The following is a 25184-nucleotide window of genomic DNA, read 5'->3' on the forward strand; positions in this document are numbered from 1 at the left end:
GCCGGCAGGCGAGCGGATGCCCCGCGCGAACCGCGTCACGGGTGCTGCGTGCGCTCCTGGTGCCCGGCGGGCTCGAGCTGGAACGTGGAGTGCTCCACGTCGAAGTGCTCCGCGAGGCATCCGCCCAGCTCGTCGAGGAGCGCGGATGCCCGGCCCTCGGCGAGCAGCTCGGGCTCGACCACGACGTGTGCGGTGAAGACGTGGGAGCCCGACGTGATGGCCCAGACGTGCACGTCGTGCACCTCGACGACGCCGGCGGTGCGGAGGATGTGCGCGCGGATCTCGGCGACCGACGTCTCGGGCGGCGCCGACTCGCTGAGCACGCGCATGACGTCGCGCAGCAGCAGCAACGCGCGCGGCACGATGAGCGCGGCGATCACGAGCGACGCGATGGCATCGGCCGCGCCGAAGCCCGTCAGCAGGATCACTCCGGCCGCCACGATCACCGCGATCGACCCGAGGGTGTCGCCGAGCACCTCGAGGTAGGCGCCGCGCATGTTGATCGACGACGTCGCGCCGGCGCGCAGCACGAGCAGCGCGGCGATGTTGGCGACGAGACCCACGACGGCGACGATCATCATCGGCAGCCCGGCCGGCTCGGCAGCATCCGCTCGCACCAAGCGCCCGACCGCCTCGACCGTGACCGACCCGGCGATCACGAGCAGGATCACCGAGTTCAGCAGCGCGGCGAAGACCTCGACGCGCTGGTAGCCGTAGGTCTGCCGGTCGGTCGCGGGACGCCCGGCGACGATCACGGCGACGAGCGCGATGATGAGCCCGATGAGGTCGGAGAGCATGTGCCCGGCGTCGGCGAGCAGGGCGAGCGAACCGCTCAGCAGGGCGCCTGCGACCTCGAGCAGGAGCACCGACGCGACGATGGCGATCGCGATGCCCAGCCGGGTGCGATTCGCGGTGCGCGCGTGGTCGTGGTCGTGTCCCATCGCCACCAGCGTAGGCGGGTGGCGCGCGCCGAATCGCACGCGACCGCAATCGGGAACGATTCGCGTTCTCAACAGGCCGCGACGGGCCTCACGCGGTGGCGGCGACGCGCTCCAGCTCGGGCAGCAGCGCCGCGAACGCGCGCGCCCGGTGGCTCTCGGCGTTCTTCTGCTCGGGGGTGAGCTCGGCCGCGGTCACTTCGTGCCCGTCGGGCACGAAGACGGGGTCGTACCCGAAGCCGTGGGCGCCGGATGCCTCGGTCGCGAGCCGTCCCGGCCACACGCCGACCGCGGCGAACTCCTCGGGCTCGCCCGCACCCTCGGGCACGACCAGCGCGATCGTGCAGTGGAACGACGCGGCCCGCTTGGACGGGTCGACGAGGTCGGACAGCTGCGCGAGCAGCAGCTCCAGGTTCGCGACCGCCCCGGCTCCCGGACCCGCCCAGCGCGCCGAGAAGATGCCCGGCGACCCGCCCATCACGTCGACCGCGATGCCCGAGTCGTCGGCGAGCGCGATGCGCCCGGTGTGCGCGGCCGCGGTGCGGGCCTTGATGAACGCGTTCTCGGCGAAGCTGGTGCCGTCCTCCACGGGTTCGGGGCCGTCGTACGCCAGCACGGTGATGCCGGGCATCCGCTCGCCGATGATGCGCTGGAACTCCTCGACCTTGTGCGCGTTGTGCGTCGCGAGCACGATCTCCATCGTCGCCGGCCCGGAGCCTAGGCGCGCGCGGCGGCGAGCACCGCGCGCTGGATCTCGGCGAGCTCGCGCGTGCCGGCCAGCGCCAGGTCGAGCAGCGCGTCGAGCTCGGCGCGGTCGAACGGCGCCCCCTCGGCGGTGCCCTGCACCTCGACGAAGGCACCGGAGCCGGTCGCGACGACGTTCATGTCGGTCTCGGCGCGCACGTCCTCGACGTAGGCGAGGTCGAGCATGGGCACGCGGTCGATGATGCCCACCGAGATGGCCGACACCGAGTCGGTGAGCGGCACGGCCTTCTTGCCGATGAACTGGTGCTCGCGGCCCCACTCGAGCGCGTCGGCCAGCGCCACGTAGGCGCCCGTGATGGCGGCGGTGCGGGTGCCGCCGTCGGCCTGCAGCACGTCGCAGTCGAGCACGACGGTGTTCTCGCCGAGCGCCTTCATGTCGACGACCGAGCGCAGGCTCCGGCCGATGAGGCGCGAGATCTCGTGCGTGCGCCCGCCGATCTTGCCCTTGACCGCCTCGCGGTCGTTGCGGGAGTTCGTCGAGCGCGGGAGCATCGCGTACTCGGCCGTCACCCACCCCTTGCCCTTGCCTGTGAGCCAGCGGGGCACGCCGTTCGTGAACGAGGCGGTGCAGAGCACCTTGGTGCGGCCGAACGAGATGAGCGCGGAGCCCTCGGCGTGCTCGCTCCAGCCGCGCTCGATGGTGACGTCGCGGAGGTCTGCGGGCGTGCGCCCGTCGGCGCGCAGCAGGTCGGGCTGGTCGGTCATGGTGCTCCTATCGCGGTGGTGCGGTGCGTGACGGGCGGCGGATGCGTCGCGTCAGCGCTGGATCGGGATGGTGCCGGTGTGCACCAGGTCGACGTGCTGGATCTCGCGGCCCATGAGCCGGTGCGCGAGCCCGAGGAACTCCTCCTCGCTGCGCCCGGTGGCCTCGTAGCGGTACGTCGGCGGCGTGGTCGCGGTGCGCTCGAGCCCGGTCGAGACGAGCACCCGGTACACGTCGTTGGCGGTCTCGACGTCGCTGGAGACGAGCGTGACCGCCTCGCCCATGACGTACTGGATCGCGCCCTTGAGGAACGGGTAGTGGGTGCAGCCGAGCACGAGGGTGTCGACGGATGCCTCGCGCAGCGGCGCCAGGTACTGCTCGGCGACCGCGAGCAGCTCGGGCCCGGTCGTGACGCCCGACTCGACGAACTCGACGAATCGCGGGCACGCACGCGTGTGCAGGTCGAGGTGCGGGGCGGCGGCGAACGCGTCCTCGTAGGCGCGGGAGTTGACGGTGCCGGCGGTGCCGATGACGCCGACGCGGCCGGAACGGGTGGCCGCGACCGCCCGGCGCACGGCGGGCTGGATCACCTCGACCACGGGCACCTCGTAGCGCTCGCGCGCATCGCGCAGCATCGCCGCGGATGCCGTGTTGCACGCGATCACGAGCATCTTGACGCCCTGCGCGACGAGGTCGTCGAGCACGGCGAGCGCGTACTCGCGCACGTCGGCGATGCGCTTGGGGCCGTACGGCGAGTGCTCGAGGTCGCCGATGTAGAGGATCGACTCGTTCGGGAGCTGGTCCTTGACCGCGCGGGCCACGGTGAGCCCGCCCACTCCTGAGTCGAAGATCCCGATCGGCGCGTCCGTCACGGTGTCCAAGCCTAGATCAGCCCGTGCCGTCGTACGCCGCCCGCACGGCGCGCACCAGTCGCCCGGCCGCGTCGTGCGGATGCGCGCGCGGCCATGCGAGGCGCACCTCGACCGTGGGCGCATCGGCGATCGGCACGAACGCGACCCCGGGCCGGGGGTAGTGCTCGGCGGTCGCCTCGGCGGTGACGCCGATCGCCTCGTCTGCGGCGATGAGGTCGAGCCACGACTCGACGTCGTCGGTCTCGACCGTCGCCGGCGCGGGAAGGCCCTCGTCGGTCCAGAGCGACGGCGTGGTGGTGCCGTTGTGCGGGTCGATCGCCAGCGTCTCGGCGGTGAGGTCGGCGAGACCGACCGACGTGCGGAAGGCGAGCGGATGGTCCAGCGGCAGTGCCGCCACGCGACGCTCGGTGCCGACCACCTCGGAGCGCAGGTCGCGGCGGGCGAGCGGCCCGCGCACGACGGCGAGGTCGACCCGGCCCTCGGCGAGCGCGAGGTCGGCACGGCTGACCCGCACCAGCCGGAGGCGCGCGTCGGCGTGCGCCCGGTTCCAGGCGCGCAGCACCGGCGTCGTGTGCGCGCCGAGCGCCGCCCACGCGTACCCCACGCGGATCGTCGCCGCCTCGCCGCGGAGCCCGGCGACCGTGCGGTCGAGCTCGCCGACCACCCGCCGGGCGACGATGAGGAAGGCCGCGCCCTGGTCGGTCGGCTCGACCCGACGGGTCGTGCGATGCAGCAGCGGCACGCCGAGCTCGTGCTCAAGCGCGGCGACCGTGCGCGAGACGGCCGCCTGCGAGACGCCCAGGGCGACCGCCGCATCGGTGAACGAGCGCTCCTCGTCGACCGCGATCAGCGCCCGCAGGTGCCGCAGCTCCACATCCATGTGCACAGCGTATCAATCAGCGCAGATTGCATTTCTCAGGCGTGACAATCGGATCTAGCGTGAACGGCATGAACCGCGAACGCGCCGCAGCCGCAGCATCCGTCGGCGGCGCCTGCTCGGTGCAGGTCGGCGCCGCCCTCGGTGCGACCGTCTTCCCGCTCGTCGGGCCGGCGGGCGTGGTCGCGCTGCGACAGGCCGTCGCCGCGGTGACCCTCCTCGGGGTCTCGCGCCCGGACCCGCGCACGCTCACCCGGCGGGCCCTCTGGCCCGCGGCCCTCCTCGGGCTCGCGCTGGTCGTCATGAACTGGGCGCTCTACGGCGCCGTCGAGCGGCTCGGGCTCGGCCTCGCGGTCACCCTCGAGTTCCTGGGGCCGCTCACGCTCGCGCTCGTCGGCTCGCGGCGCCGGCTGGACCTCGGCGCGGCCGCGCTGGCCGGCACCGGCGTCGTGCTGCTCACCGGCACCGTGCCGGGCATCGACCCCGTCGGGGTCGCGCTCGGCCTGCTCGCCGCAGCGGCGTGGGCGGCGTACATCGTGCTGAACCAACGGGTCGGGGCGCAGTTGCCCGGCGTGCAGGGCACCGCGATCGCGAGCCTCGTCGCCGCGCTGCTCACCGCCCCGCTGCTGGTGCTCGCGCTGGCGGGCCTCGACCCGCGCGCGCTCGGCCACGTGCTGCTGATCGGCCTGGCCGCCGGCATCCTGTCGTCGGCACTGCCGTACTCGATCGACCTCACCGTGCTGCGGGTGCTCCCCCGCAACGTGTTCGGCGTGCTCCAGAGCGTGCAGCCGGCCGCGGCGGCCCTCGCCGGCTTCATCGTGCTCGGGCAGGCGCTCGGCGCCTGGCAGCTCGCCGGCCTGGCGCTCATCTCGATCGGCAACGTGATCGCGGTGGGCCGCCCCGCCCGCAGCGCCGGGCCCGCCGCCGCGGCCGCGGGCGCCTGACGCCGCGTCGCAGAAGCCGCGCGCGCCGGTTGTAGGCTCGCACTCGTGACCGGATCCGCCGCGCTCCTCACCGACCGCTACGAACTGACCATGGTCGACGCCGCCCTGCAGAGCGGCACGGCCGAGCGGGAGAGCGTGTTCGAGGCGTTCGCCCGCCGCCTGCCCGAGGGCCGTCGCTACGGCGTGGTGGCCGGCACGGGGCGGATGCTCCAGCTCATCGACCGGTTCCGCTTCGACGACCCCGAACTCGAGTGGCTCCGCGCCAACGAGGTCGTGCGGCCGGCCACGCTCGACTGGCTCGCAGACTACCGGTTCTCGGGCGACGTCTGGGGGTACCGCGAGGGCGAGGCGTACTTCCCGGGCTCGCCGCTCGTGACGGTGCAGGGCTCGTTCGCCGAGGCGGTCGTGCTCGAGACGCTCATCCTCAGCGTGCTGAACTACGACTCGGCCGTGGCGAGCGCCGCCGCGCGCATGTCGTCGGTCGCCCTCGGCCGCCCGCTTGCCGAGATGGGATCGCGCCGCACCAACGAGCGCTCGGCGATCGCCGCGGCGCGGGCCGCGTACATCGCGGGCTTCGACGCCACGAGCAACCTCGAGGCGGGGCGCACCTGGGAGGTGCCGACGATGGGCACCGCGGCCCACTCGTTCACGCTGCTGCACGACAGCGAGGCCGACGCGTTCCGCGCCCAGGTCGAGGCCATGGGGCCCGACACCACGCTGCTCATCGACACCTACGACATCGAGCGAGGCGTCGCCACCGCGATCGAGGTCGCCGGCACCGGGCTCGGCGCGGTGCGCATCGACTCGGGCGACCTGCCCACCGTGGTCGCCGACGTGCGCCGCCAGCTCGACGCCCTCGGCGCCGTGCACACGAGGATCACCGTGACGAGCGACCTCGACGAGTACCTCATCGCCGCGCTCTCGGGCTCGCCCGTCGATGCGTTCGGCGTCGGCACCCGGGTGGCGACCGGCTCGGGGCATCCGGCCGCCGGCATGGTCTACAAGCTCGTCGCACGCCGCGACGACGCCGGCGCGTGGGTCGACGTGGCGAAGTCGAGCGCGCACAAGGCGAGCGTCGGCGGCCGCAAGCACGCCGTGCGGCGCATCGACCGGACACGCACCGCGCGCGAGGAGATCGTGATCGTCGAGGGGGCGGATGCCACCCCGGCGCCCGGCACCGGCACCGGCACCGACACCGGCACCGGCACCGGCACCGAATCGACGGAGCGCGACCTCGTCGTGCCCCTCATGCGCGCCGGGGAGCCCGACGCGCGCTGGCTCGGGCCGGAGGGCACGCGGCTCGCGCGCGAGCACCGCGCAGCGGCCATGCAGGAGTTGCCGATCGAGGCCTTCCGCCTCGGCGCGGGCGAGGCCGCGATCCCGACGACGTACCGCTGAAGCGAGGTGGAGGCGGAGGCGGCTACTCCTTCCGCATCCGCTCGTAGATCTCCTTGCAGGCCGGGCAGACCGGGAACTTCTCCGGGTCGCGACCCGGGGTCCACTTCTTGCCGCAGAGGGCCTTGACCGGCTTGCCGGTCATGGCCGACTCGAGGATCTTCTCCTTCTTGACGTAGTGGGAGAAGCGCTCATGGTCGCCCGGTTCGATGTGCTCCTCTTCGAGGAGCTTCTCGAGTTCGCGGTCGAGCACCGACGTGCCTCCACCGGTGCTGTCGGGGTCGGCGATGCTGGCGTGGACGTCGTGGACCATGCGCAGAATTCTACGCCCGCTGCGCCGCGGCGAGGATCTCGGGACCACGACGCTCGAACACCGCACCGCCGATGAGCACGCCGGCGACCAGCACGGCGGCGCCGATGCCGAGTCCCGACCACAGGGCGGACTCGTACCAGCGGTCGAGCCCGGACATGCCGCGCCAGGTGAACCAGACGGCGGGCAGGGCGAACACGATCGACGCGAGCATCGTGATCGACTGCACGAATGCCGCGATGCTCGACGACGACTGCGGCGCCTGGAACGGGCTGTCGCCCGGCTTCACGGCCGGGTACGGGAAGCGCGCCGAGACGATGCTGCCGATGCCGAGGGCGCTGCCGAGGAGGCATCCGCTCACCCCGACGATCGCGGGGAGCACCGCGATGTCGCCGTAGAACATCGCGCTGATCGGCGCGCCGACCGCGATCACGACCACGCCCACGAGGAGGACGGGCAGGAGGCGACCCAGCCGGTCGGAGACGCCGCGCACGCCCGACGCGACGTGCATCCAGACCGCGGTGTGGTCCATCGCGACGTCGTTGTGCACCGTCCAGGCGAGGAACAGCGCCACCATCGGCACGGGGATGAGCGCCAGCACCGACGGGTCGACGCCGGCGATGCCGAGCGGCACCACCACGAGGATCGGCGCGATCGGCAGGATGAGGTACGACGCCCAGTAGCGGGCGTCGCGGAAGACGTAGGTGAGCGTGCGCGCGGCAACCGCGCCGCTCGGCGTGCCGAGCAGTACGTCGAACCAGCCCAGGCCGCGGTAGGAGCGGGCGGATGCCTCGCGGCCGGGCGTCACGAGCATGCGCGCGACGAGCCACTGCCACGCGTACCAGAGTCCGACGAGCGTGCCGCCGGCGATGACGAGCTTCAGCAGCGCCGTCCAGACCTGGCCGGAGGCGGCATCGCCCGGGACGGCCCACACCGCGCCGAGCGGCGTCCAGCCGAGCACTGCGGCGGCCTGCTCCAGCACGCGCAGCCCCGACCGCGCCCAGTCCACGGTGAGCAGCGACAGCAGCGCGGGCGCGGCGAGCACGACCAGCACGATGCCCAGCACGCCGAGCGCCTCGCGGGAGCGCCGCGTGGAGAGCGCGAACGCCCCGATCGAGGTGGAGACGCGCGCGAGCAGGATGCAGGTGCCGTACGCGACCGCTGCGGCGATGAGCGCGAGCAGCGTGACCCAGAACCCGCGGCTCCAGGTGATGACGGTGCCGACGAGGCCGATGCCGAGCACGACCGACGGGATGCCGACGGTCGCCGCGACGGCGAGGCCGATCGCGAGGGTGCGGTCGGGCATGCCGAACAGCGCGAAGCGGCGCGGGTCCATGCTGTCGTCGACGCCGAGGATGAGCGGCACGACGATGAACCCGGCGACGACGACCGACCCGGCGACGACGAGCGCGTCGCGGATCAGGCCGGTGTCGGGCGCGAGGCGCAGCCCCGCGAGGATCGTCGTGACGAGCAGCGACACCCCGATGCCGTACGCGATGCCCAGCACGATCCCGACGACCTGCCAGGCCGACCGGCGGAACATGTTCGCCAGCAGGTGCAGCTTCAGTCGGACGAGCTGTGCAACCACTCGAGCCCCTCCGCGGCCTTGCGTCCACCCGCGAGGTCGACGAACCGGTCCTCGAGCGTGCGCCCGTCGCGCACCTCGTCCATGGTGCCCTCGGCGAGCACGCGACCGCCGACGATCACGGCGACGCTGTCGCAGGCGCGCTCGATCAGGTCCATGCCGTGGCTGGAGATGATGACGGTGCCGCCGCGGTCGGCGAAGCGCTGCAGGATGTCGCTGATGTTCGCCGTCGAGACCGGGTCGACCGACTCGAACGGCTCGTCGAGCACGAGCACGCGCGGCGATTGGATCATGGATGCCGCGAGTGCGATCTTCTTCGTCATGCCGGCGCTGTAGTCGGCGACCAGGCGGTCGAGCGCCTCCTCGACGCCGAACGCCGCGGCGAGCTCGGCGGAGCGCTGCCGCACGGTCTTCGCGTCGAGGCCACGAAGGATGCCCGCGTAGTAGAGGAGCTGGCTGCCGGTGAGCCGGTCGAAGACGCGCAGGTGGTCGGGCAGCACGCCGAGCGCCTGCTTGGCGCGGCGCGGGTCCTTCCAGACGTCGATGCCGTGCACGGTGACCGCGCCGGCGTCGGGGCGCAGCAGCCCGGAGATCATGGAGAGCGTCGTCGTCTTGCCGGCCCCGTTCGGGCCGACGATGCCGTAGAACGAGCCCGCGCGCACCTCGAGGTCGACGTCCTGCACGGCGACGGTCGAGCCGAAGCGCTTGCCGAGTCCGTCGAGCGAGAGCACCACGGGAGCGTCGGGGCCGGGCGCCGGGCGGGCGGGGCGGATGCTCGTGCGGCGCTTGAAGCGCCGCGGGCCGCGCTGCGACTTGGTCGTGCGCACCGGGGCCGGTGCGGGCTCCTCCTCGGGCACCGGGGCGAAGTCCACGGCGAACTCCGACTCGAGCGCGTCGGCGGGCGGGGTGACCACGTCGGCGTCGTCGGGCGACTCGGCATCGTCGGCCGCGTCCGGCTCGGCGGGCTCGTCGACGACGGCGTCGTCGACGCCCTCGAGGTCGTCGACGGGTGCGTCGGCGTCGGTCACGACGGCGTCCTCGAGCAGTTCGTCGACGGGGTCCTCCTCCAGCTTCGGGGCGCCCCCCATGGGGTCGGGCTCGAGGCGCGACCCGCCGACCACGGTCGACGCGGCGACGCGCGCACGGCGCCTGCGCTCGGCCACGGCGGTGGTGACGTCGGTGCGCGACGACTTGGCATCGGATGCGGCCTGCGAGCGCGCCCGGGTGCGGTCGGCCACGACGCGACGCGCCGAGGCGCCGCGCACGTCCGCCGCCCCGCTCGACGCGGAACGCGATGCCGAGGTGCGCTTGGATCCGCCCGTTCGGCCAGCACCGGCGGCCGATGCGCCCTGGTCGGGCCCATCGGTGCGGTCTCCGTCATCCCGGAACGGCGGCACGGGTGTCACCGTCCCAACCTAGCAAGCCCCCACGGCTCGCGCGCGTCCGCCATGCATTCCCCCCGAAGCTCGGTCGCATCGCCTTCGGCGCCACGCTACACGACGAGCGTGTCACAATCGGGACACGGTATGTCAACCCCGTCGGCTCCGTTCAGGGCGCTCGGGTATTCTGGCTCCGGCATAACGGTGTGTCCAGATGTGAACTTCCGGATGAACGGTTGGGGAACGATTCGTCGCGAATGACGCTGTGCTGGTCAGACGGTCTCCTCCTTCGCTGCATCCGCCACCACAGCAAGGAGATGCATTGAGCACCCAGATCGTGATCCTCGCGGCGGGGATGGGCAGCCGGCTCGGCCGGTCCCTCCCGAAGCCGCTGACGCCGCTGAGCGACGGCCGCACCATCATGCAGCAGCAGTTCGACAACGTGCACCACGCGTTCGGCAACGCCGCGGGCGTGACCATCGTCGTCGGCTACAAGCTCGAGCACATCATCGAGTCGTTCCCCGCGGCCTCGTTCGTCTACAACGAGGAGTACGACCAGACGAACACCTCGAAGAGCCTGCTGCGCGCCCTCCGCGCCTCGCAGGACGGCGGCGTGCTCTGGATGAACGGCGACGTCGTGTTCGACCCGCGCGTGCTCGACCGCGCCGTGGCGCTCATGGCGCGCGACCAGTCGTTCGTGACGGTCAACACGTCGAAGGTCTCCGACGAGGAGGTCAAGTACACGACGGGCGCCGAGGGCTACATCCGGTCGCTGTCGAAGACCGTCGCGGGCGGGCTCGGCGAGGCCGTGGGCATCAACTACATCGCGTCGCACGACAAGGCGGCGCTCGTGCGCCAGCTGCACCGCGTCGACGACCAGGACTACTTCGAGCGCGGCCTCGAGCTCGCGATCGCCGAGGACGCCCTGCTCGTCGAGCCGCTCGACATCTCCGACCTCTACGCGGTCGAGATCGACTTCGCGGAAGACCTGGAGCGCGCGAACCACTTCGTGTGACCTGCGATCACACGGACTGCGATCACATGGAACGCCGGCGCCCGAGGGCGCCGGCGTTCCGCATGTCGGGGGCGCGTCAGCCGGTGCGCTGGCGCGACGACCGTGCGACCCCCGCGCGCTCGAGTGCCGCGGCGATCACCCGGCCGAGCCAGGTGAACGCCACGGGGCTCAGCACGTAGAGCGGCAGGGCGATCGCCCAGACCGCGGGGGCGTAGTACTCGGCGCCGAAGGCGATGAACACCGCCAGGCCCAGCACCACACCCGACAGGCCGGCGGCCAGGTAGTACAGCCAGGCCGCCCAGGTGCGGTACCGCGTCACGAGGAACGGCAGCTCGAGGAGCACGCCGACCAGCAGGCCGGTGCCGATGTAGCGCAGCACCCACTGCGGGGCGAAGGCGGATGCGACGAGGCCGGCGATCAGGCCGGTGAGCACCGCCGTGCCGGGGCGGCGCAGCAGGGCGAGGCCGACCGCGCTGGGCAGGAAGTGCGTGCCGATGGTGACGCCGTAGAGCACGGGCGCGAGCACCGCGATGAGGCCCGCCAGGTAGCCGGCACCCGCGGCGAACAAGCCGCCGCCGACGCCGATCGCCGCGCAACTCAGGATGACCCGCGTGCTGACCCGATCCACCGGTTCGCCTCCACCGTCTCGATGCTCCCAACCTACCGCCGCCCGGCGTCGGCGCGGGCATCGAGGACCCGGCCGACCGCTTGGCCGGACCCGGGCGCGCCGACCTCTACGATGAATGTCGTGACCAGCTACGCCGAGGCGCACCCGTACGCGCGCAGCCCGTGGTCACGCTACCGCCACGCGCTCTGGCTGCTGACGACCCGCGACCTCAAGGTGCGGTACTCGACGTCGGCGCTCGGCTACCTCTGGTCGGTGCTCGACCCCCTGGTCATGGCGGCGATCTACTGGTTCGTCTTCACCGTCGTGTTCGAGCGGCTCGTGGGCACCCAGCCGTACATCGTGTTCCTGCTGGCCGCCCTGCTGCCGTGGATGTGGTTCACCGGCGCCGTCTCCGACTCGACGCGCGCGTTCCTCAAGGACGCGAAGCTCGTGCGCTCGACGAAGCTCCCGCGCACGGTGTGGGTGACCCGCATCGCCCTGTCGAAGGGCATCGAGTTCCTGCTGGCGATCCCGGTGCTGGCCTTCTTCGCCGTCATCTTCGGCGCCGAGGCGCACTGGGAGCTCCTGCTGTTCCCCCTGGCGATCGTGCTCCAGTCGGTGCTCGTCGTCGGCCTCGGCCTGATCGTCGCACCGCTCGTCGTGTTCTTCCGCGACTTCGAGCGGGCGGTGAAGCTCGTGCTGCGCTTCCTCTTCTACGCCTCCCCCATCGTCTACGGCACGTCCAACCTGCCCGAGTCGCTCCAGCCGTGGGCGGCGTTCAATCCGCTGACCGGCATCTTCGGGCTGTACCGCGCCGGCTTCTTCCCGACCGAGCTCGACTGGTACGCCGTCGGCGTCGCGGCCGCGATGTCGCTCGGGTTCCTCGCGATCGGCGTCTGGGTGTTCCGCCGCACCGAGCGCGCAGTGCTGAAGGAGATCTGATGACGGATGCCACGCAGCAGGCGCGCCCCGCACCCGCCGGCGGGATCCGCGTCGATGCCGTCGGCATCCGCTTCCGCCGCAACCGCCGCGGCCGCCGCTCGTTCAAGGACCTCCTGGCGGGCCGCTCGCGCCGCTCGCGCCCCGACGAGTTCTGGGCGCTGCGCGACGTCACCGTAGACGTGCGCCCGGGCGAGGCCATCGGCGTGGTCGGCCGCAACGGCCAGGGCAAGTCGACGCTGTTGAAGCTCGTCGCGGGCGTCATGCTGCCCGACGAGGGGTCGGTCACCGTCGAGGGCGGCGTCGCGCCGCTCATCGAGATCACCGGCGGGTTCGTCGACGACCTGACCGTGCGCGACAACATCATGCTCACCGCGGGCCTGCACGGCATGCGCCGCAGCCTCATCGAGGAGCGCTTCGACGGCATCGTCGAGTTCGCCGAGATCGGCGACTTCCTCGACACCCCGTACAAGCACCTCTCGAGCGGCATGAAGGTGCGCGTCGCGTTCTCGGTCATCGCTCAGCTCGAGGAACCGGTGATCCTCGTCGACGAGGTGCTCGCGGTGGGCGACAAGGCGTTCCGCGAGAAGTGCTACCGCCGCATCGAGGAGATGCTCGCGGGCGGGCGCACGCTGTTCTTCGTCTCGCACAACGAGCGCGACCTGCGCCGCTTCTGCGCGCGCGGGCTGTACCTCGACAAGGGCGCGCTCGTGCTCGACGGCCCCATCGACGAGGTGCTCGAGCGGTACAACGCCGACTCCGCGTCGCGCTGATCGCGCGCCGGGAGGCATCGTCCCGCGCCGCGCAACCCCCTCGGCTCGCCCACCTCGCCGACGTATGATGGCGCGATGGCCGAGCCGGTGTACAGGATCACCACGCTGGGGAGCGATGCGCCCCGCATGCCGTACGCCCCGCCGCACGAGCCGGGCCACGCAGAGCACCCGCCGGGCCCCGAGCCGCACGGAGCGTACGAGGAACCCGACGCGCGAGGCCGCGGCCCGGCCGACGAGTCGTCGCCCATGCTGCTGCGCACCATCGACCGCGTGCTCGCGGTGCAGCGCCCGATCGTCATCGCGCACCTGCGGGGCATCCGTCGCCGCTCGCCGCACGCGACACCCGAGCAGCTCGTGCGCATCCTCGAGCGTCGCTACCTCGCCGCCATCACGACCGGCGGTGCGGCCGTCGGCGCCACCGCGGTCATCCCGGCGATCTCGACGCCCGTCACCCTGGCGCTCTCCGGCGTCGAGACGGCGGGCTTCCTCGAGACCACGGCGCTGTTCGCCCAGTCGGTCGCCGAGGTGCACGGCATCGCCGTCGACAACCCCGACCGGGCGCGCGCACTCGTCATGACGCTCATGCTCGGGCGCGAGGGCAGCGACCTGATCCGCCAGTTCGCCGGGCAGGCGACCGGCAGCGGCGCCGACCGCAACGCCTACTGGGGCGAGCTCATCACGAGCAACCTGCCGAAGGCCGTCATGTCGACCGTCGTCGACCGGCTGCGCCACACGTTCGTGAAGCAGTTCGCCGCGCGCGGCGGCGCGAGCGTCATCGGCAAGGCCATCCCGTTCGGCATCGGCGCCGTCATCGGCGGTGCCGGCAACCACGTGCTCGGCCGACGCGTGCTGCAGCAGTCGCGCCTCGCGTTCGGGCCGCCTCCCGCGCGGGTGCCGTCGGTGATCGAGCCGACCGTGCGCGAGGCGCAGGTGGCGGATGCCTCGGGCGGGCGCCTGCGCCGCATCGGGTCCGCCGCGACCGGGGGCGTCGTGCGCGCGGCGCGCTCGGCGGGGCGCATCGTGCCCGGCGTGCGCCGCCGCTCGGCGGACGACACCGATGCGACCGGTGCCGACGCGACCGGTGCCGACGCGACCGGTGCCGAGGCGGCATCCGCTCCCGAGGCAACCGCGGAGGACGCGGCCTCGTAGCGCCCGGTGCCGGCTACAGCTCCGTGCCGAGCTCCTCGGCCTCGGAGTCGTGCTCGTCGACCTCGGGGTCGCCCGCGTGGAGCTTCGCGAAGCGCTCCCACTCGTCCATGAGGTGCTGCACGGCCGCGTGGAAACGGGCTGTCGTCGCACCGGGGGTCGTATCGCCGAAGTAGCGCTCGACCCAGTACGCGAGGCGCTCGAGCGAGTCGTCGTCGTGCTCGAGGCGGTCGATGCGCGCGACGATGTCGCCCGCCTGGTCGGCGGTCAGCCACTCGCACGCGGAGAGGTAGCCGCCCGTGTCGATCTCGGCCGCGGGGTTCACCGGGCGCGTGACCATCAGCGGCTTGCCAGCGGCGAGCCGGTCGTAGACCATCGCCGAGATGTCGACGATCGCCATGTCGGCCGCGGCGAGCTGCCAGCCGAGCTCCGCGCCCGTGTCGTGCACGTGCTGCGCCGAGGCATCCGTCGCATTCGCCTCGTCGATGAGGCGCACGATCTCGGCGTTCGCGGTGCCGTACTCGTGGTCGACGACGCCCGACCGGGGGTGCGGCCGGTAGATGACGCGGTGGCGTCCCGTGGCCAGCAGGGCGCGCACGAGGCTCACGCCGTGCGACGCGATCGACCCGTACGCGGCGGCCGCGCGATCGCCCTCCCAGGTGGGCGCGTACAGCACGACCTCGCGGTCGTCGGGCACGTACGGCAGCTCGCCCGAGTAGTGGTCGGCCTGCGGCCGGCCGATCGGGAGGGCGCGCTTGTCGAAGTCGTAGTCCCAGAGCACGTTGCCGAGGCGGGCGCGGGCCGCGTCGCCGGCGATCAGGGCGTAGTCGTAGGCCTTGAACTGGTTCGTGGTCATGTACATCTTGTCGGACTCGCCGTGGTTGATGAACACGTGCCAACGGCGCCCGTAGCGCATCATCTGGAAGTTGCGGGTGTTCTGGTTGACGTAGAACACCACCTGCAGCTCCTGCTCGTGCAACAGGTGCTCGAGGTCGACCACCGTGCGCACGTACGCGACCGGCACGGGCGACTCCTCGAGCAGCCGGGTCGCCGCGGTGGCGTTGCGGCTGAGGATCACCACGGGCCAGGTCTTCGCGAGCTCCTCGAGGGGCTTGTACCACTGCCGCAGCTGGTAGAGGTTCACGTCGCCGTCGGCGAAGTAGACGCCGATCGCGAACGAGTGCGGCTCGAGCGGGGGCGTCTCGACGAGCTTCTTGCGCACTGCGGTCTGCCCGCGGCGCGCCGCCCACAGCTCGCGGGCCACCTTCACGGCGAGCCGCACGTCACGTCCGATCCTCACCGGTCAAGGGTACCCAGCGCCCGCCGCGCGACCTGACGCGGACGGCCCTCGCACGGGGGTCGGTAGCGAATCGTTAGACGACGGGCGGGCGGCCCGCCAGGGTCATCCGCCACACCGTCGACCAGCGCATGCGGCGCCGCTCGCCGGGGTCGGCGCGCCACCCCTCGCGCCAGCCGCCGAACCATGCGCGCAGGGCCGCCGGCTGCCGCGCCCAGCGCAGCACCTGGATGGCCGTCCACGACCCGACGTAGACGGGCACGAGCAGCGCCGGGAGGTTGCGACGGGCCAGCCAGACGCGATTGCGGGCGTTGAGGCGGTAGTAATAGGCGTGCCGGGTGGGCTCGATGACCGGATGCCCCGCCTCGAGGTCGCCCGCGTACCACGCGCGGTGCCCGGTGTCCCACACCCGCCAGGCGAGCTCGATGCCCTCGTGCGCGTAGAAGAACGGATCGGCCCAGCCGCCGGTGGCGTCGAACACCGCGCGCGGCAGCAGCACCGCACCCTCCCAGCACGAGAAGACGTTGCTCGCGCGGGCCGGATCGCCCTTGCGGATGCGCGGCGTCCAGCGCCGCGGTGAGGCAACGCCCGCCGGGTCGACCACCCGCGGCTGCACGAGCCCGATGCCCGGGTCGCGGCGCACGAGCGCGATCGCGTCGGCGAGGAAGGTGGGGCTCGGCAGGAACGCGTCGTCGTCGAGGAAGAAGAGGTACTCCCCCGCGACCTCCGGCACGCCGCGGTTGCGACCGGCGGGGATGCCGAGGTTCTCGGGCAGGTGCAGCGTGCGCACGCCGCCCGGCAGGGCGTGCTCGGCGGTCGCCGGGTCCCACCCGTTGCCGACGCAGACGACGTCGACGTCGACGCCCTGCTGGTCGAGCAGGCTCCGGATGCCTCGGGCCAGGTCGTCGGGCCGTGTGCCCATCGTGAGCACCACGGCCCCGACGCGGGGCCGGTCGGTCACGCGCGCACCCGGCGCGAGGCGAGGATCGCCACGAAGTGACCGAGGAGCGCCAGCAGCGACAACGGCACGAGCGCGATCAGCACCACGCGGTCGACGAGCGGCTCCCCGAGGAACAGCCCGACGATCGCGGCGGCGAAGATGATGAGGGTCATCTCGACCGAGTGGTACAGCCGGTGGAACGGCACGAACCGCGCGGCGCGGCGCAGGGCGAGGATGAGCCCGCCGCGCGGCGCGGTCTCGCCCTGGGTGTCGGCGAGCTTCGCGAGGCCCGCGTTCGCCCGCGCCACGTGCACCATGTCGTTCAGCGCCTTGTTCAGCACGATGATGAGGGCGAGGAGGGCGGCGAGCGTCGTCCAGAGGAAGTCGGCGGGGAACTCGAGCGGGTACGCCGCCGCGCGGATGCCGAGCGCCAGCGGGATGAGCGCCTCGGTCGTGTAGTGCCCGACCTTGTCGAGGAACACCCCGGCGGGCGACGAGGTGCGCCGCCAGCGTGCGACCTCGCCGTCGCAGCAGTCGACGAGCATCTGCAGCTGGCCCAGCACGACCGCGAGCAGCGGGCCCCAGATGCCCGGGATGAGCAGTGCCGCGGCCGTCGACCAACCGATGAGGATCATGAGGCCGGTCACGCCGTTCGCCGAGATCGACGTCTTCAGCAGCACCCACGTGACGTACGGCGAGAGGTTGCGCAGGTACAGCGACGCGGTCCAGTGCTCCGCGTTGCGGCGGCCGCGCACCTCGGGCGGCTGCGCCACCTCGCGCAGCTCCGCGATGCTCGACGGTCGCCCGCGATCGTCGATGGCTTCAGGCATCCGTCACCTTCCCGTGTGCGCGGCGATGTTGCGCGTGAGCGAGAGGAAGCCGAGCATGAACCCGATCCCCCAGCACACGTGTATGCAGGGCAAGACTACGAGGAACCGGGCGGCGACTGCGGGACCGTCGCCGCGTCCGTACGCGAGTGTCGCGGCGACGACGAACAGGGCGTACAGCGCCGGCACGACGAAGCCGAGGAGCAGCCAGGGCGTCGCCCCGACCGCCGCCTGCACGATGCCCGCCACGCCGAGCAGGGTGCCGAGCAGCATGCCGAGCACCGCCACCGGGGGCGCGAAGTAGCGGATGCCGTTGGCCGACGGGAACCGGCGCGCGAGGTCGCCCCGCCAGAGGCCCGTCGAGAGCATCTGCCGAGCGAGCCGCGAGACCGAGCCGCGCGGGCGGTAGGTCACCTTGAGCTCCGGGGTGAACCAGACCGTGCCGCCCGCCTCGCGGAGGCGCTTGTTCAGCTCCCAGTCCTGGCCGCGCTTGATCTCCTCGTCGAACAGGCCGACCGCCTCGATCGCCTCCCGGCGGAAGACGCCCAGATAGACGGTGTCGGCAGCGCCCTCGGGACCGCCGACGTGGTGCGGCGTACCACCGAGGCCCACCTTCGTGCCGTACGCACGTGCGACCGCGCGCTCGAACGGCGTCTCGCCCTGCGCATCCATGATGCCGCCGACGTTGTCGGCGCCCGTGCGGGCGAGCACCTCGACCGCGACCCGCGCGTAGTCGGGCGGCAGGGCGGAGTGCGCGTCGACGCGCACCACGACGGGGTACTGCGACGCGCGGATCGCGAGGTTCAGGCCCGCGGGCGTCGAGCCCACCTCGTTCTCGATCACGCGGATGCGCGGGTCACGGCGCGCGAGGTCGTCGACGAGCTCGGTCGTGCCGTCGATCGACGGGCCGACCGCGATGGCCACGTCGACGGGGCCGTCGTAGTCCTGCGCAAGGATCGAGTCGACGGCGGCGCGCACGTGCGCGACGTCGTTCAGGACCGGCATGACGTACGAGACGCCGGAGAGCGGATGCGCCGCCGCATCGGGGTGGTCGTCGGCCATCGTCCTCACTCGTGCTCGGGTCGATCGATGCTACCAGCAGGGGAACGCCCGCCCGGGGAGCGCCGGGCACGACGACGGGCCGCCGGATGCAGCATCCGACGGCCCGTCGAGGAAGGAGCGTGCGGGCTACTCGGTCGGCAGCTCGCTGAGCGTGACGGTGACGGTCGTCGCCTGGCCGTCGCGCACGTAGGTCAGGTCGACCTGCGACCCGCCCGGGAGGGCGCGCACCTGCGCGGTCAGGTCGGTCTGGTCGGTGATAGGCACCCCGTTGAAGTTGGTGACGATGTCGCCCGACTGCAGGCCCGCCTGGGCGGCACCGCCGCCGTCGGTCACCTCCTGGATCAGCGCACCGACCGTGTCGGCGCCGTCCGCGGCCGAGGCCGCGCTGACGGTCGCGCCGAGCAGGCCGTGGCTGGCCGTGCCGTCCTCCATGATCTCGTTCGCGATGCGCTGCGCGAGGTTGGACGGCACGGCGAAGCCGACGCCGATGTTGCCCGCCTCGGACGAGCTGGAGCCCGTGCTGAGGATCGCCACGTTGATGCCGATCAGCTCGCCGTCGCTGTTCAGCAGCGCGCCTCCCGAGTTGCCCGGGTTGATGGCGGCATCCGTCTGGATCACCGGCAGTGAGATCGTCGACGAGGCGGAGGAGCTGCCCTGGCCCGGCTGCTGGTCCTCGAAGTTCCAGAAGTCGAAGGGGCTGTCGGTGCTGCCGCTGCCCTGGTCGTCGGACTCGTCGCTGTCGTCGGGCGTCGTCGGCGCGGCCGACGAGGCGACGTCGATGCTGCGGTTGAGCGCCGAGACGATGCCGTTGGTCACCGTGCCCGACAGGCCGAGCGGGGCGCCGATGGCGATCGCCGCGTCGCCGACGTTCAGCGCGTCGGAGTCGGCGAACTCGATCGGGGTGAGGCCGCTCGCGTCGTCGAGCTTGATGACCGCGAGGTCGGAGAGCGGGTCGGTGCCGACCAGCGTCGCCGTGTACAGGCGGCCGTCGTCGGTCTTGACCTCGATCGTCGGGTCGCCGATGGCGCCGTCGAGGGTCACGACGTGCGTGTTGGTGAGGATGTAGCCGTCCTCGCTCAGGATCACGCCCGAGCCGGTGCCGGCCGACGAGCCGCCGCTGACCGAGATGGTCACGACGCTCGGCGACGCGATCGCCGCGACCGCCGTGATGGCGTTCACGTCGGACGTGTCGTTGACGACGACGTTCTGCGCACCCTCGGCCTCGGCGGCCGGAATACTCGTGGTCTGGTTCGCCGAGACGAGCGCCGTGATGCCCGCGCCCGACGCGCCGCCGATGAGTGCGCCGATGACGAGCGCCGCCGCGGCTACGCCGAGCGTGCCGCGCGAGGTGCGCTTCTCCGGCTGCGCCGGGGCGTCGGTGAGGGTCGCGGTCGGCTGGGTGCCGGTCGCCGTTCCGGCTGCGGGAGCGGGGCCGCCGAACGCGGGCGGGACCGCGCCGGGGGTCGGCTGCGACGTGCCCGTCGCCGGCGGCTGCTCGCCGTACGGGCGCGGCACCTGGCCCGGCGTGTAGACGGTCGCGTTCGGTGCGGCCGGCTGCGGGGCCGTCGGCTGCGGGGCCGTCGGCTGCGGGGTCGTCGGCTGCGGGGTCGTGGGCTGCTCGGACGCGGCCGGCTGCGATGCCGGGGCAGCCTGGTCGGCCGGAGTGGCGGGCTCGGCCGGAGCGGCGGGCTGCGCCGCGGTCGGCTGCGCCGCCTCGTGCGGCTGCTCGGCAGCGGCATCCGCGGCCTGGGCGTTGTCGGAGGTCTGGTCCTCGGAGCGGGGCTCCTCGGGGGCGGTGCCGTTCGTGTCGGTCATGTGTGCTCCTTCCAAGCGCTCACCAGCCTCGACCCGCAAGCTGTGCGTTGGGTCGGCGGAGTCTGTGAACCGTCTATCCCCTTCCGGGGACTGCACTCAGGTTCGGCTGTGGGGCGGTGTCAGCAGCCCGGACCGTTCGGATCCGAGACGCAGTCCGCCCCCACGAGCACCGTGTCGGCGGCGCCGACGAGCACGTCGCGCGGACCCGACCCGATGTCGAGCGTACCGGCGATCGGCACCCATCCGGCGCCCGCGAACCGGTACTCGGCCGCGTACGTGACGGTCAGCTCGACCTCGTACGTGCCGCGCGCCGCGTAGACGTGCGAGGTCGGCGTCGCGCTGAACTCCGGCTGCCCGAGCGCCGCCCAGGTCGCGCCGCCCGCGGCGTCGCCGACGACGCCGCCGTCGCTGTGCGCCCATCGGTGGCCGACCGGGGTGAACCGCACGTCGGCCGGCGCCCCGAGCAGCACGCCCGACACGACGTGAGCGGATGCCCCCGCCACGAAGTTCGCCGGCAGCCCGACGATCGCCCACCCATCGGGCTCCATCACGTCGCCCGGCGCGACCGGCCGGAACGACGCGATGTCCGCCAGCGTCACCACGTACCCCGCCGCTTCCTCCCCCGCCGGGCACTCCGGCTCCGGCCAGCACGGCGGCGGCACCACGTTCAGCCCTTCGACGATGATGCCCCACGGGCGGCCGGGCTCGGCGTTGCTTGGCTCGTTGTTCGTTGAGCCCGAGTAATTGCCTTCGGCTGAGTTGCTGTCTTCAAGCGGGTTCCCGGGCGTTTCCGCTCCGATGGACGCCCAGATGTCGACCTGCTTTCCGTCAACGACGTCCGGGCGGACAGTACATATGCCGCCAGCTAGGTCGAAAGCCGAGCACGCGAATGCGGGCAGCGGCTGCAGTGCCAGCAAGATCCCCAGCGCAAAGGCGCCGACTAGCAGACAGAATCGCCGGACCATAGCTCGCTCGTGTCGACCAGCAAATTACCGTCAGCATCTGTGATCATTCCGACCAGCAAAGTCGAGATCTCGTCGCGATCAGCAGGCGTCACGTCCAGACCTTCGAAGTTGTGTAGCCGGTACCCCCCAACGTCTAGGCACAAGTACAAGAGCAGCGACTCGGTTCCATCGCCAATGGACCGCTCTGCGAGCTGATAGTTGCGCACTTCCGCAGCACCGGTCGTACGGAGGCCATTCGCTGCCATGCCAGAAAGTGAGGCTTCCAGTTCACGAAGGTGCGTCTCCGTGGCGGCCGTTCCCATTGGTTGCGCGCCGTCGTCTGGGGACGCGGAAACCATGCTCGACAGCAGCGTGTACGCCTCGTACGCTTCGACCGCGGCGGCGAGGGCCTCGTCGTCGGAAGCGAAGACCGGCTCGGGGGCATCGGTCGCCGTGGGTGTCGGAGGGGTTGCGTCCACCGCCATGCAGCCCGTCAGCGCGAGCCCGAGGGCGATCGCGAGCGCCACGAGCTGGCGGGTGCGCGGCGCGGGCATGCAGCACACCGTAGGACATCCGCTGCCCTGCCCGCGGACGTTTCCACAGCCTGCGGGCGCCCACCGCGGGCGTGGGCGCCTGCCCAGGAGCATCCGCTCCTCTGCTGGTGCGCACACCGTGGTCATCGCCCCGCATGACCACGCCTTGCGCACCAGCGGCCCGCTGGCGACAGGCATGTCAGCGCAGGCGGCAGGAGGGGGACGCGAAGTGCCGGTATCCGAGCGCGGTTGCGGCAGTTTGCGTACTCGGGCGGGCCGAACGGCGCAGGGCGGCCGAGCCGGGCGGGGTAGCGTGAGCACGTGATCGATTACGCACCGTCAGCGGGGCTGGAGCCGTGGCAGCGCACGGCGGCTGGCGCCGGGCTGCTGGCGGCCGACGGAAGCGTGGCGGCCACGATCTTCGCCGAGATGAGCGCGCTCGCGGCGCGCACGGGCGCCATCAACCTCGGTCAGGGGTTCCCCGACGAGGACGGACCCGCCGAGGTGCTCGAGGCTGCACGCCAGGCGATCGCCGACGGCGTCAACCAGTACCCGCCGGGCATCGGCATGCCGGTGCTGCGCGAGGCGATCGCGGCGCACCAGCGGCACTGGTACGGCATCGAGCTCGACCCCGATCGCGAGGTGCTCGTGACGGCGGGCGCGACCGAGGCCCTCGCCGCGACGCTGCTCGCGCTCGTCGACACCGGCGACGAGGTCGTCACGTTCGAGCCGTTCTACGACGCCTACGGAGCGCTGATCGCCCGCGCCGGCGGCATCCACCGCACCGTGCCGCTGCACTTCCCCGACTTCCGGCCCGACCCCGACGCGCTGCGCGCCGCGGTGACCGACCGCACGCGCGTCATCATCGTCAACTCGCCGCACAACCCCACGGGCGCGGTGTTCGACCGGCAGACCCTCGCGCTCATCGTCGAGCTCGCCGAGGCGCACGACGCGATCATCGTCACCGACGAGGTGTACGAGCACCTCTCCTTCGACGTGGCGCACGTGCCCATCGCCTCGCTGCCCGGCGGCTTCGACCGCACGGTGTCGATCTCCTCCGGCGGCAAGACGTTCAGCACCACCGGCTGGAAGATCGGCTGGGCGACCGGGCCGGCCGAGCTCATCGAGGCCGTGCTCGCGGTCAAGCAGTTCCTCACCTACGTCAACGGCGCACCGTTCCAGCCGGCGATCGCCGCGGGGCTCGCGCTGCCCGACGCGCGCTTCGCCGGGTTCGCCGACGCGCTGCGGTCCAAGCGCGACCTGCTGGTGGGCGGGCTGCAACGGGCCGGCTTCACGATCTCCGAGCCCGACGCGGGCTACTTCGTCGTGGCGGATGCCTCGGACGTCGGGCATCCCGATGGCGAGGCGCTCTGCCGGCGGCTGCCGGAGCTCGCCGGCGTGGTCGCCGTGCCGCTCACCGCGTTCGTGCACCCCGACCGGCGCGACCCGTACCGCAGCCTGGTGCGGTTCGCGTACTGCAAGCGTGTGGACGTGCTCGAGGAGGCATCCGCTCGCCTCGCCCGCCTCGGCGCCTACTGACCCGTGGAGTCGCCGTCAGCGCGGCACGACCGCGAAGCGCCGCAGCGCGAGCGCGGGGTTGAGACGCCGCACCGACGCGATGCGCTCGGCCGAGATCCACGCGACGGCGACGTCGGTCGCCTCGCCGATCGTCGCGATCTCGACGCCCATCGGGTCGACCACCATGCTGTTGCCCGCGCCGACCGGCGGTGCGTGGTCGGCGGCGAGCACGTACGCGGTGTTCTCGAGCGCCCGCGCGGTGGTGAGCGTGCGCCAGTGCTGCTCCTTGAGCGGCCCGCGCACCCATTCGGCGGGCATGCAGATCACGTCGGCGCCGGCGTCGAGGATGCGACGCGTCACCTCGGGGAAGCGCGCGTCGTAGCAGGTCTGCAGGCCGAAGCGGATGCCCCCGAGCGCGAACGTCTGCGGATCGTCGACGATGCCGGGAGCGACCCACTCCGACTCGCGCTGGCCGAACGCGTCGTAGAGGTGCAGCTTGCGGTAGGCGGCGACGACGCCCGTGCCCGGCGCGACCGCGACGACGGTGTTGTGCACGCGGTCGGGCTCGTCGGAGCGCTCGACGAGACCGGCGACCAGGTGCACGTCGAGCTCGTCGGCGAGTGCGGCGAGCCCCGCGATGAACGGGCCATCCGGCCCTTCGGCGTGCTCGACCCAGTCGCGGCCGGGCGTCGGCGTGAAGTACGACGAGTACTCGGGGAAGACGACGAGCGCGGCGCCCCGGCCGGCCGCGAGGCGCGCCAGGCGTGCGATCTCCGCGAGGTTGCCGTCGCGGTCGTCGGTCGGCGCGAACTGCGCCACGGCGACGCCGAGGGCGGGGTCGTCGGTCGGGGCATCCGTCATCGGGCCAGACTATCCCCGGGCCCCGAGACCGCGGCGAATCGCGCGGAACGGATGCGATCGGCCGCTCGATCGGCGAGGCTGGAGCAACCCCCTGACGGAAGGCGCCCGATGCCCTACACCCGCGAGTCCATCCCCGACCAGGCCGGCCGCGTCGCGGTCGTCACCGGCGCGAACGGCGGCCTCGGCCTCGAGACCGCGAAGGCCCTCGCCGCGGCCGGCGCGCACGTCGTCATGGCCGTGCGCGACGCCGGCAAGGCCGACGCCGCGGTCGCCGAGATCACCGCCGAGACACCGGATGCCTCGCTCGAGCGCGTCGACCTCGACCTCGGGTCGCAGGCGTCGGTGCGCCGGGCGGCCGAGCGCATCCTCGCCACGCACGACCGCGTCGACCTGCTCGTGAACAACGCGGGCGTCATGGCCATGCCCGAGCGCGAGACCGAGGACGGCTACGAGATGCAGGTCGGCGTCGACCACCTCGGGCACTGGACGCTCACCGCGCTGCTGCTGCCCGCACTGCTCGCCGCCCCGGCGGCACGCGTCGTGACGGTCACCTCGACCGCGCACCACATGGGGAAGTCGCTCGACCCCGACGAGCCGTTCCGCCGCGGCGAGCGGTACGACCCCTGGCGCGTGTACGGCGACGCGAAGCTCGCGAACTACCACTTCGGTCTCGGCCTGCAGGAGCGCTTCGCCGCCGCGGGCGTGGCCGCGCAGAGCCTCATCGCCCACCCGGGGCTCTCGCACAGCGACCTGCAGACGCGCACGGTGCGCGAGGGCGGCGGGGGCTCGGCCGGGCCGTTCTTCGCGTGGATGGCCGCGCACACGGGCATGGAGGTCGACCGCGGCGCACTCCCCCAGTTGCGGGCGGCGACCGACCCCGAGGCGCGCGGCGGCGAGTTCTACGGGCCCCGGTTCATGAACACCGGGCGCGCGGTGCGCCTGCCCGTGCTGCGGCCCGGGCGCGAGGAGGCGATCCGCGTGTTGTGGGAGGCGTCGGAGCGTCTGACGGGCGTGCCGCTCGAGGTGCCCGCGACGGGCGCCGCGACGGACGCGGCCTGACGGCGGCCGTCGCGCGCACGGCGGCATCCGTTCGTCGCGCCCGCCCCGCGGCATCCGCTCATCGCGCCGGCCCCGCGGCA

Annotated in this window: 25 protein-coding genes; 8 read left to right on the forward strand and 17 right to left on the reverse strand. The window is 72.7% G+C overall.

All coding sequences use genetic code 11. The features are described 5' to 3' along the window. Positions 1 to 35: 35 nt before the first annotated feature. The 5 genes from ABZK10_RS16135 to ABZK10_RS16155 all read right to left on the reverse strand — a co-directional run bounded on the left by ABZK10_RS16135 (position 36) and on the right by ABZK10_RS16155 (position 4158). Positions 36 to 941: a cation diffusion facilitator family transporter gene (locus ABZK10_RS16135; protein WP_353810304.1), complete on the reverse strand. Its 906-nt coding sequence runs from the start codon at positions 939 to 941 to the stop codon at positions 36 to 38. 88 nt (positions 942 to 1029) lie between these two features. Further along, positions 1030 to 1638 (reverse strand): RdgB/HAM1 family non-canonical purine NTP pyrophosphatase, encoded by a 609-nt coding sequence (gene rdgB, locus ABZK10_RS16140; RefSeq protein WP_353810305.1) that lies wholly within the window; start codon positions 1636 to 1638, stop codon positions 1030 to 1032. 17 nt (positions 1639 to 1655) lie between these two features. Continuing rightward, positions 1656 to 2408, reverse strand: coding sequence for a ribonuclease PH (gene rph / locus ABZK10_RS16145; protein WP_353810306.1), 753 nt, complete (start codon positions 2406 to 2408; stop codon positions 1656 to 1658). 51 nt (positions 2409 to 2459) lie between these two features. Beyond that, positions 2460 to 3278 (reverse strand): glutamate racemase, encoded by an 819-nt coding sequence (murI, locus tag ABZK10_RS16150; protein WP_353810307.1) that lies wholly within the window; start codon positions 3276 to 3278, stop codon positions 2460 to 2462. A 16-nt stretch (positions 3279 to 3294) separates the two neighbouring features. Then, positions 3295 to 4158 carry a LysR family transcriptional regulator gene (locus tag ABZK10_RS16155; RefSeq protein WP_353810308.1) on the reverse strand — a complete coding sequence of 288 codons (864 nt, stop codon included), beginning with the start codon at positions 4156 to 4158 and terminating at the stop codon, positions 3295 to 3297. 68 nt (positions 4159 to 4226) lie between these two features. Here ABZK10_RS16155 and ABZK10_RS16160 point away from each other — a divergent pair, with 68 nt between their 5' ends. After that, positions 4227 to 5099, forward strand: a complete 873-nt coding sequence (locus ABZK10_RS16160) for an EamA family transporter (protein WP_353810309.1) — start codon at positions 4227 to 4229, stop codon at positions 5097 to 5099. 45 nt (positions 5100 to 5144) lie between these two features. Then, positions 5145 to 6497 (forward strand): nicotinate phosphoribosyltransferase, encoded by a 1353-nt coding sequence (locus tag ABZK10_RS16165; RefSeq protein WP_353810310.1) that lies wholly within the window; start codon positions 5145 to 5147, stop codon positions 6495 to 6497. Positions 6498 to 6519: 22 nt separating this feature from the next. Here the strand turns inward: ABZK10_RS16165 and ABZK10_RS16170 are convergent, their stop codons facing one another. Genes ABZK10_RS16170 through ABZK10_RS16180 form a run of 3 tightly spaced genes read right to left on the reverse strand, consistent with a single transcriptional unit; the run spans position 6520 to position 9627 of the window. Continuing rightward, a complete protein-coding gene (locus tag ABZK10_RS16170) occupies positions 6520 to 6807 on the reverse strand; it encodes a DUF3039 domain-containing protein (RefSeq protein WP_353810311.1) in 288 nt (95 codons plus the stop codon). Between the two features lie 10 nt (positions 6808 to 6817). After that, positions 6818 to 8392 (reverse strand): ABC transporter permease, encoded by a 1575-nt coding sequence (locus ABZK10_RS16175; RefSeq protein ID WP_353810312.1) that lies wholly within the window; start codon positions 8390 to 8392, stop codon positions 6818 to 6820. After that, a complete protein-coding gene (locus ABZK10_RS16180) occupies positions 8368 to 9627 on the reverse strand; it encodes an ABC transporter ATP-binding protein (RefSeq protein ID WP_353810313.1) in 1260 nt (419 codons plus the stop codon). The genes ABZK10_RS16175 and ABZK10_RS16180 overlap by 25 nt, the downstream gene beginning before the upstream one ends. Positions 9628 to 10090: 463 nt before the next feature. Here ABZK10_RS16180 and ABZK10_RS16185 point away from each other — a divergent pair, with 463 nt between their 5' ends. Next, the gene (locus tag ABZK10_RS16185) at positions 10091 to 10783 is read left to right on the forward strand and encodes a phosphocholine cytidylyltransferase family protein (RefSeq protein WP_353810314.1); all 693 of its coding nucleotides are present in this window, start codon (positions 10091 to 10093) and stop codon (positions 10781 to 10783) included. 76 nt (positions 10784 to 10859) lie between these two features. Here the strand turns inward: ABZK10_RS16185 and ABZK10_RS16190 are convergent, their stop codons facing one another. Then, positions 10860 to 11411, reverse strand: coding sequence for an ECF transporter S component (locus ABZK10_RS16190; RefSeq protein ID WP_353810315.1), 552 nt, complete (start codon positions 11409 to 11411; stop codon positions 10860 to 10862). A gap of 111 nt (positions 11412 to 11522) precedes the next feature. Here ABZK10_RS16190 and ABZK10_RS16195 point away from each other — a divergent pair, with 111 nt between their 5' ends. The 3 genes from ABZK10_RS16195 to ABZK10_RS16205 all read left to right on the forward strand — a co-directional run bounded on the left by ABZK10_RS16195 (position 11523) and on the right by ABZK10_RS16205 (position 14251). After that, the gene (locus ABZK10_RS16195) at positions 11523 to 12332 is read left to right on the forward strand and encodes an ABC transporter permease (RefSeq protein ID WP_353810316.1); all 810 of its coding nucleotides are present in this window, start codon (positions 11523 to 11525) and stop codon (positions 12330 to 12332) included. Continuing rightward, on the forward strand, positions 12332 to 13102 hold the full coding sequence (locus ABZK10_RS16200) for an ABC transporter ATP-binding protein (protein ID WP_353810317.1): 771 nt from the start codon (positions 12332 to 12334) through the stop codon (positions 13100 to 13102). Before ABZK10_RS16195 ends, ABZK10_RS16200 begins: the two co-directional genes overlap by 1 nt. A gap of 75 nt (positions 13103 to 13177) precedes the next feature. After that, positions 13178 to 14251 (forward strand): hypothetical protein, encoded by a 1074-nt coding sequence (locus tag ABZK10_RS16205; RefSeq protein ID WP_353810318.1) that lies wholly within the window; start codon positions 13178 to 13180, stop codon positions 14249 to 14251. A 13-nt stretch (positions 14252 to 14264) separates the two neighbouring features. Here ABZK10_RS16205 and ABZK10_RS16210 read toward each other — a convergent pair whose 3' ends face one another. From ABZK10_RS16210 to ABZK10_RS16240, 7 genes are all read right to left on the reverse strand, one after another. Beyond that, on the reverse strand, positions 14265 to 15548 hold the full coding sequence (locus ABZK10_RS16210; RefSeq protein WP_353810319.1) for a CDP-glycerol glycerophosphotransferase family protein: 1284 nt from the start codon (positions 15546 to 15548) through the stop codon (positions 14265 to 14267). 73 nt (positions 15549 to 15621) lie between these two features. Then, positions 15622 to 16467 carry a glycosyltransferase family 2 protein gene (locus tag ABZK10_RS16215; protein ID WP_436408546.1) on the reverse strand — a complete coding sequence of 282 codons (846 nt, stop codon included), beginning with the start codon at positions 16465 to 16467 and terminating at the stop codon, positions 15622 to 15624. 35 nt (positions 16468 to 16502) lie between these two features. After that, positions 16503 to 17315, reverse strand: coding sequence for a CDP-alcohol phosphatidyltransferase family protein (locus tag ABZK10_RS16220; protein WP_353810321.1), 813 nt, complete (start codon positions 17313 to 17315; stop codon positions 16503 to 16505). A gap of 3 nt (positions 17316 to 17318) precedes the next feature. After that, positions 17319 to 18374, reverse strand: coding sequence for a glycosyltransferase family 2 protein (locus ABZK10_RS16225; RefSeq protein WP_353810322.1), 1056 nt, complete (start codon positions 18372 to 18374; stop codon positions 17319 to 17321). A gap of 126 nt (positions 18375 to 18500) precedes the next feature. Then, complete coding sequence (locus ABZK10_RS16230) at positions 18501 to 20189, reverse strand: S1C family serine protease (RefSeq protein WP_353810323.1); 1689 nt, start codon at positions 20187 to 20189, stop codon at positions 18501 to 18503. 119 nt (positions 20190 to 20308) lie between these two features. After that, positions 20309 to 21154: a hypothetical protein gene (locus ABZK10_RS16235; RefSeq protein WP_353810324.1), complete on the reverse strand. Its 846-nt coding sequence runs from the start codon at positions 21152 to 21154 to the stop codon at positions 20309 to 20311. Beyond that, a complete protein-coding gene (locus ABZK10_RS16240) occupies positions 21130 to 21687 on the reverse strand; it encodes a hypothetical protein (RefSeq protein WP_353810325.1) in 558 nt (185 codons plus the stop codon). Before ABZK10_RS16240 ends, ABZK10_RS16235 begins: the two co-directional genes overlap by 25 nt. A gap of 300 nt (positions 21688 to 21987) precedes the next feature. Between ABZK10_RS16240 and ABZK10_RS16245 the strand changes: the two genes are divergently transcribed. Then, positions 21988 to 23205: an aminotransferase class I/II-fold pyridoxal phosphate-dependent enzyme gene (locus ABZK10_RS16245; protein ID WP_353810326.1), complete on the forward strand. Its 1218-nt coding sequence runs from the start codon at positions 21988 to 21990 to the stop codon at positions 23203 to 23205. A 15-nt stretch (positions 23206 to 23220) separates the two neighbouring features. Here ABZK10_RS16245 and ABZK10_RS16250 read toward each other — a convergent pair whose 3' ends face one another. After that, positions 23221 to 24045 (reverse strand): carbon-nitrogen hydrolase family protein, encoded by an 825-nt coding sequence (locus ABZK10_RS16250; RefSeq protein WP_353810327.1) that lies wholly within the window; start codon positions 24043 to 24045, stop codon positions 23221 to 23223. Between the two features lie 108 nt (positions 24046 to 24153). Between ABZK10_RS16250 and ABZK10_RS16255 the strand changes: the two genes are divergently transcribed. After that, positions 24154 to 25104: an oxidoreductase gene (locus ABZK10_RS16255; RefSeq protein WP_353810328.1), complete on the forward strand. Its 951-nt coding sequence runs from the start codon at positions 24154 to 24156 to the stop codon at positions 25102 to 25104. Positions 25105 to 25184 lie beyond the last annotated feature (80 nt).

Source organism: Agromyces sp. SYSU T00194, assembly GCF_040496035.1.
GTDB classification, from domain to species: domain Bacteria; phylum Actinomycetota; class Actinomycetes; order Actinomycetales; family Microbacteriaceae; genus Agromyces; species Agromyces chitinivorans.

Coding starts and splice junctions, on each gene's coding strand:
- ABZK10_RS16240 (WP_353810325.1), bottom strand. CDS start 21,687: ATGCCCGCGCCGCGCACCCGCCAGCTCGTGGCGCTCGCGATCGCCCTC.
- ABZK10_RS16235 (WP_353810324.1), bottom strand. CDS start 21,154: ATGGTCCGGCGATTCTGTCTGCTAGTCGGCGCCTTTGCGCTGGGGATC.
- ABZK10_RS16205 (WP_353810318.1), top strand. CDS start 13,178: ATGGCCGAGCCGGTGTACAGGATCACCACGCTGGGGAGCGATGCGCCC.
- ABZK10_RS16195 (WP_353810316.1), top strand. CDS start 11,523: ATGAATGTCGTGACCAGCTACGCCGAGGCGCACCCGTACGCGCGCAGC.
- ABZK10_RS16255 (WP_353810328.1), top strand. CDS start 24,154: ATGCCCTACACCCGCGAGTCCATCCCCGACCAGGCCGGCCGCGTCGCG.
- ABZK10_RS16230 (WP_353810323.1), bottom strand. CDS start 20,189: ATGACCGACACGAACGGCACCGCCCCCGAGGAGCCCCGCTCCGAGGAC.
- ABZK10_RS16220 (WP_353810321.1), bottom strand. CDS start 17,315: ATGCCTGAAGCCATCGACGATCGCGGGCGACCGTCGAGCATCGCGGAG.
- ABZK10_RS16170 (WP_353810311.1), bottom strand. CDS start 6,807: ATGGTCCACGACGTCCACGCCAGCATCGCCGACCCCGACAGCACCGGT.
- ABZK10_RS16200 (WP_353810317.1), top strand. CDS start 12,332: ATGACGGATGCCACGCAGCAGGCGCGCCCCGCACCCGCCGGCGGGATC.
- rdgB (WP_353810305.1), bottom strand. CDS start 1,638: ATGGAGATCGTGCTCGCGACGCACAACGCGCACAAGGTCGAGGAGTTC.
- ABZK10_RS16250 (WP_353810327.1), bottom strand. CDS start 24,045: ATGACGGATGCCCCGACCGACGACCCCGCCCTCGGCGTCGCCGTGGCG.
- ABZK10_RS16160 (WP_353810309.1), top strand. CDS start 4,227: ATGAACCGCGAACGCGCCGCAGCCGCAGCATCCGTCGGCGGCGCCTGC.
- ABZK10_RS16135 (WP_353810304.1), bottom strand. CDS start 941: ATGGGACACGACCACGACCACGCGCGCACCGCGAATCGCACCCGGCTG.
- rph (WP_353810306.1), bottom strand. CDS start 2,408: ATGACCGACCAGCCCGACCTGCTGCGCGCCGACGGGCGCACGCCCGCA.
- ABZK10_RS16155 (WP_353810308.1), bottom strand. CDS start 4,158: ATGGATGTGGAGCTGCGGCACCTGCGGGCGCTGATCGCGGTCGACGAG.
- ABZK10_RS16225 (WP_353810322.1), bottom strand. CDS start 18,374: ATGGCCGACGACCACCCCGATGCGGCGGCGCATCCGCTCTCCGGCGTC.
- ABZK10_RS16215 (WP_436408546.1), bottom strand. CDS start 16,467: ATGGGCACACGGCCCGACGACCTGGCCCGAGGCATCCGGAGCCTGCTC.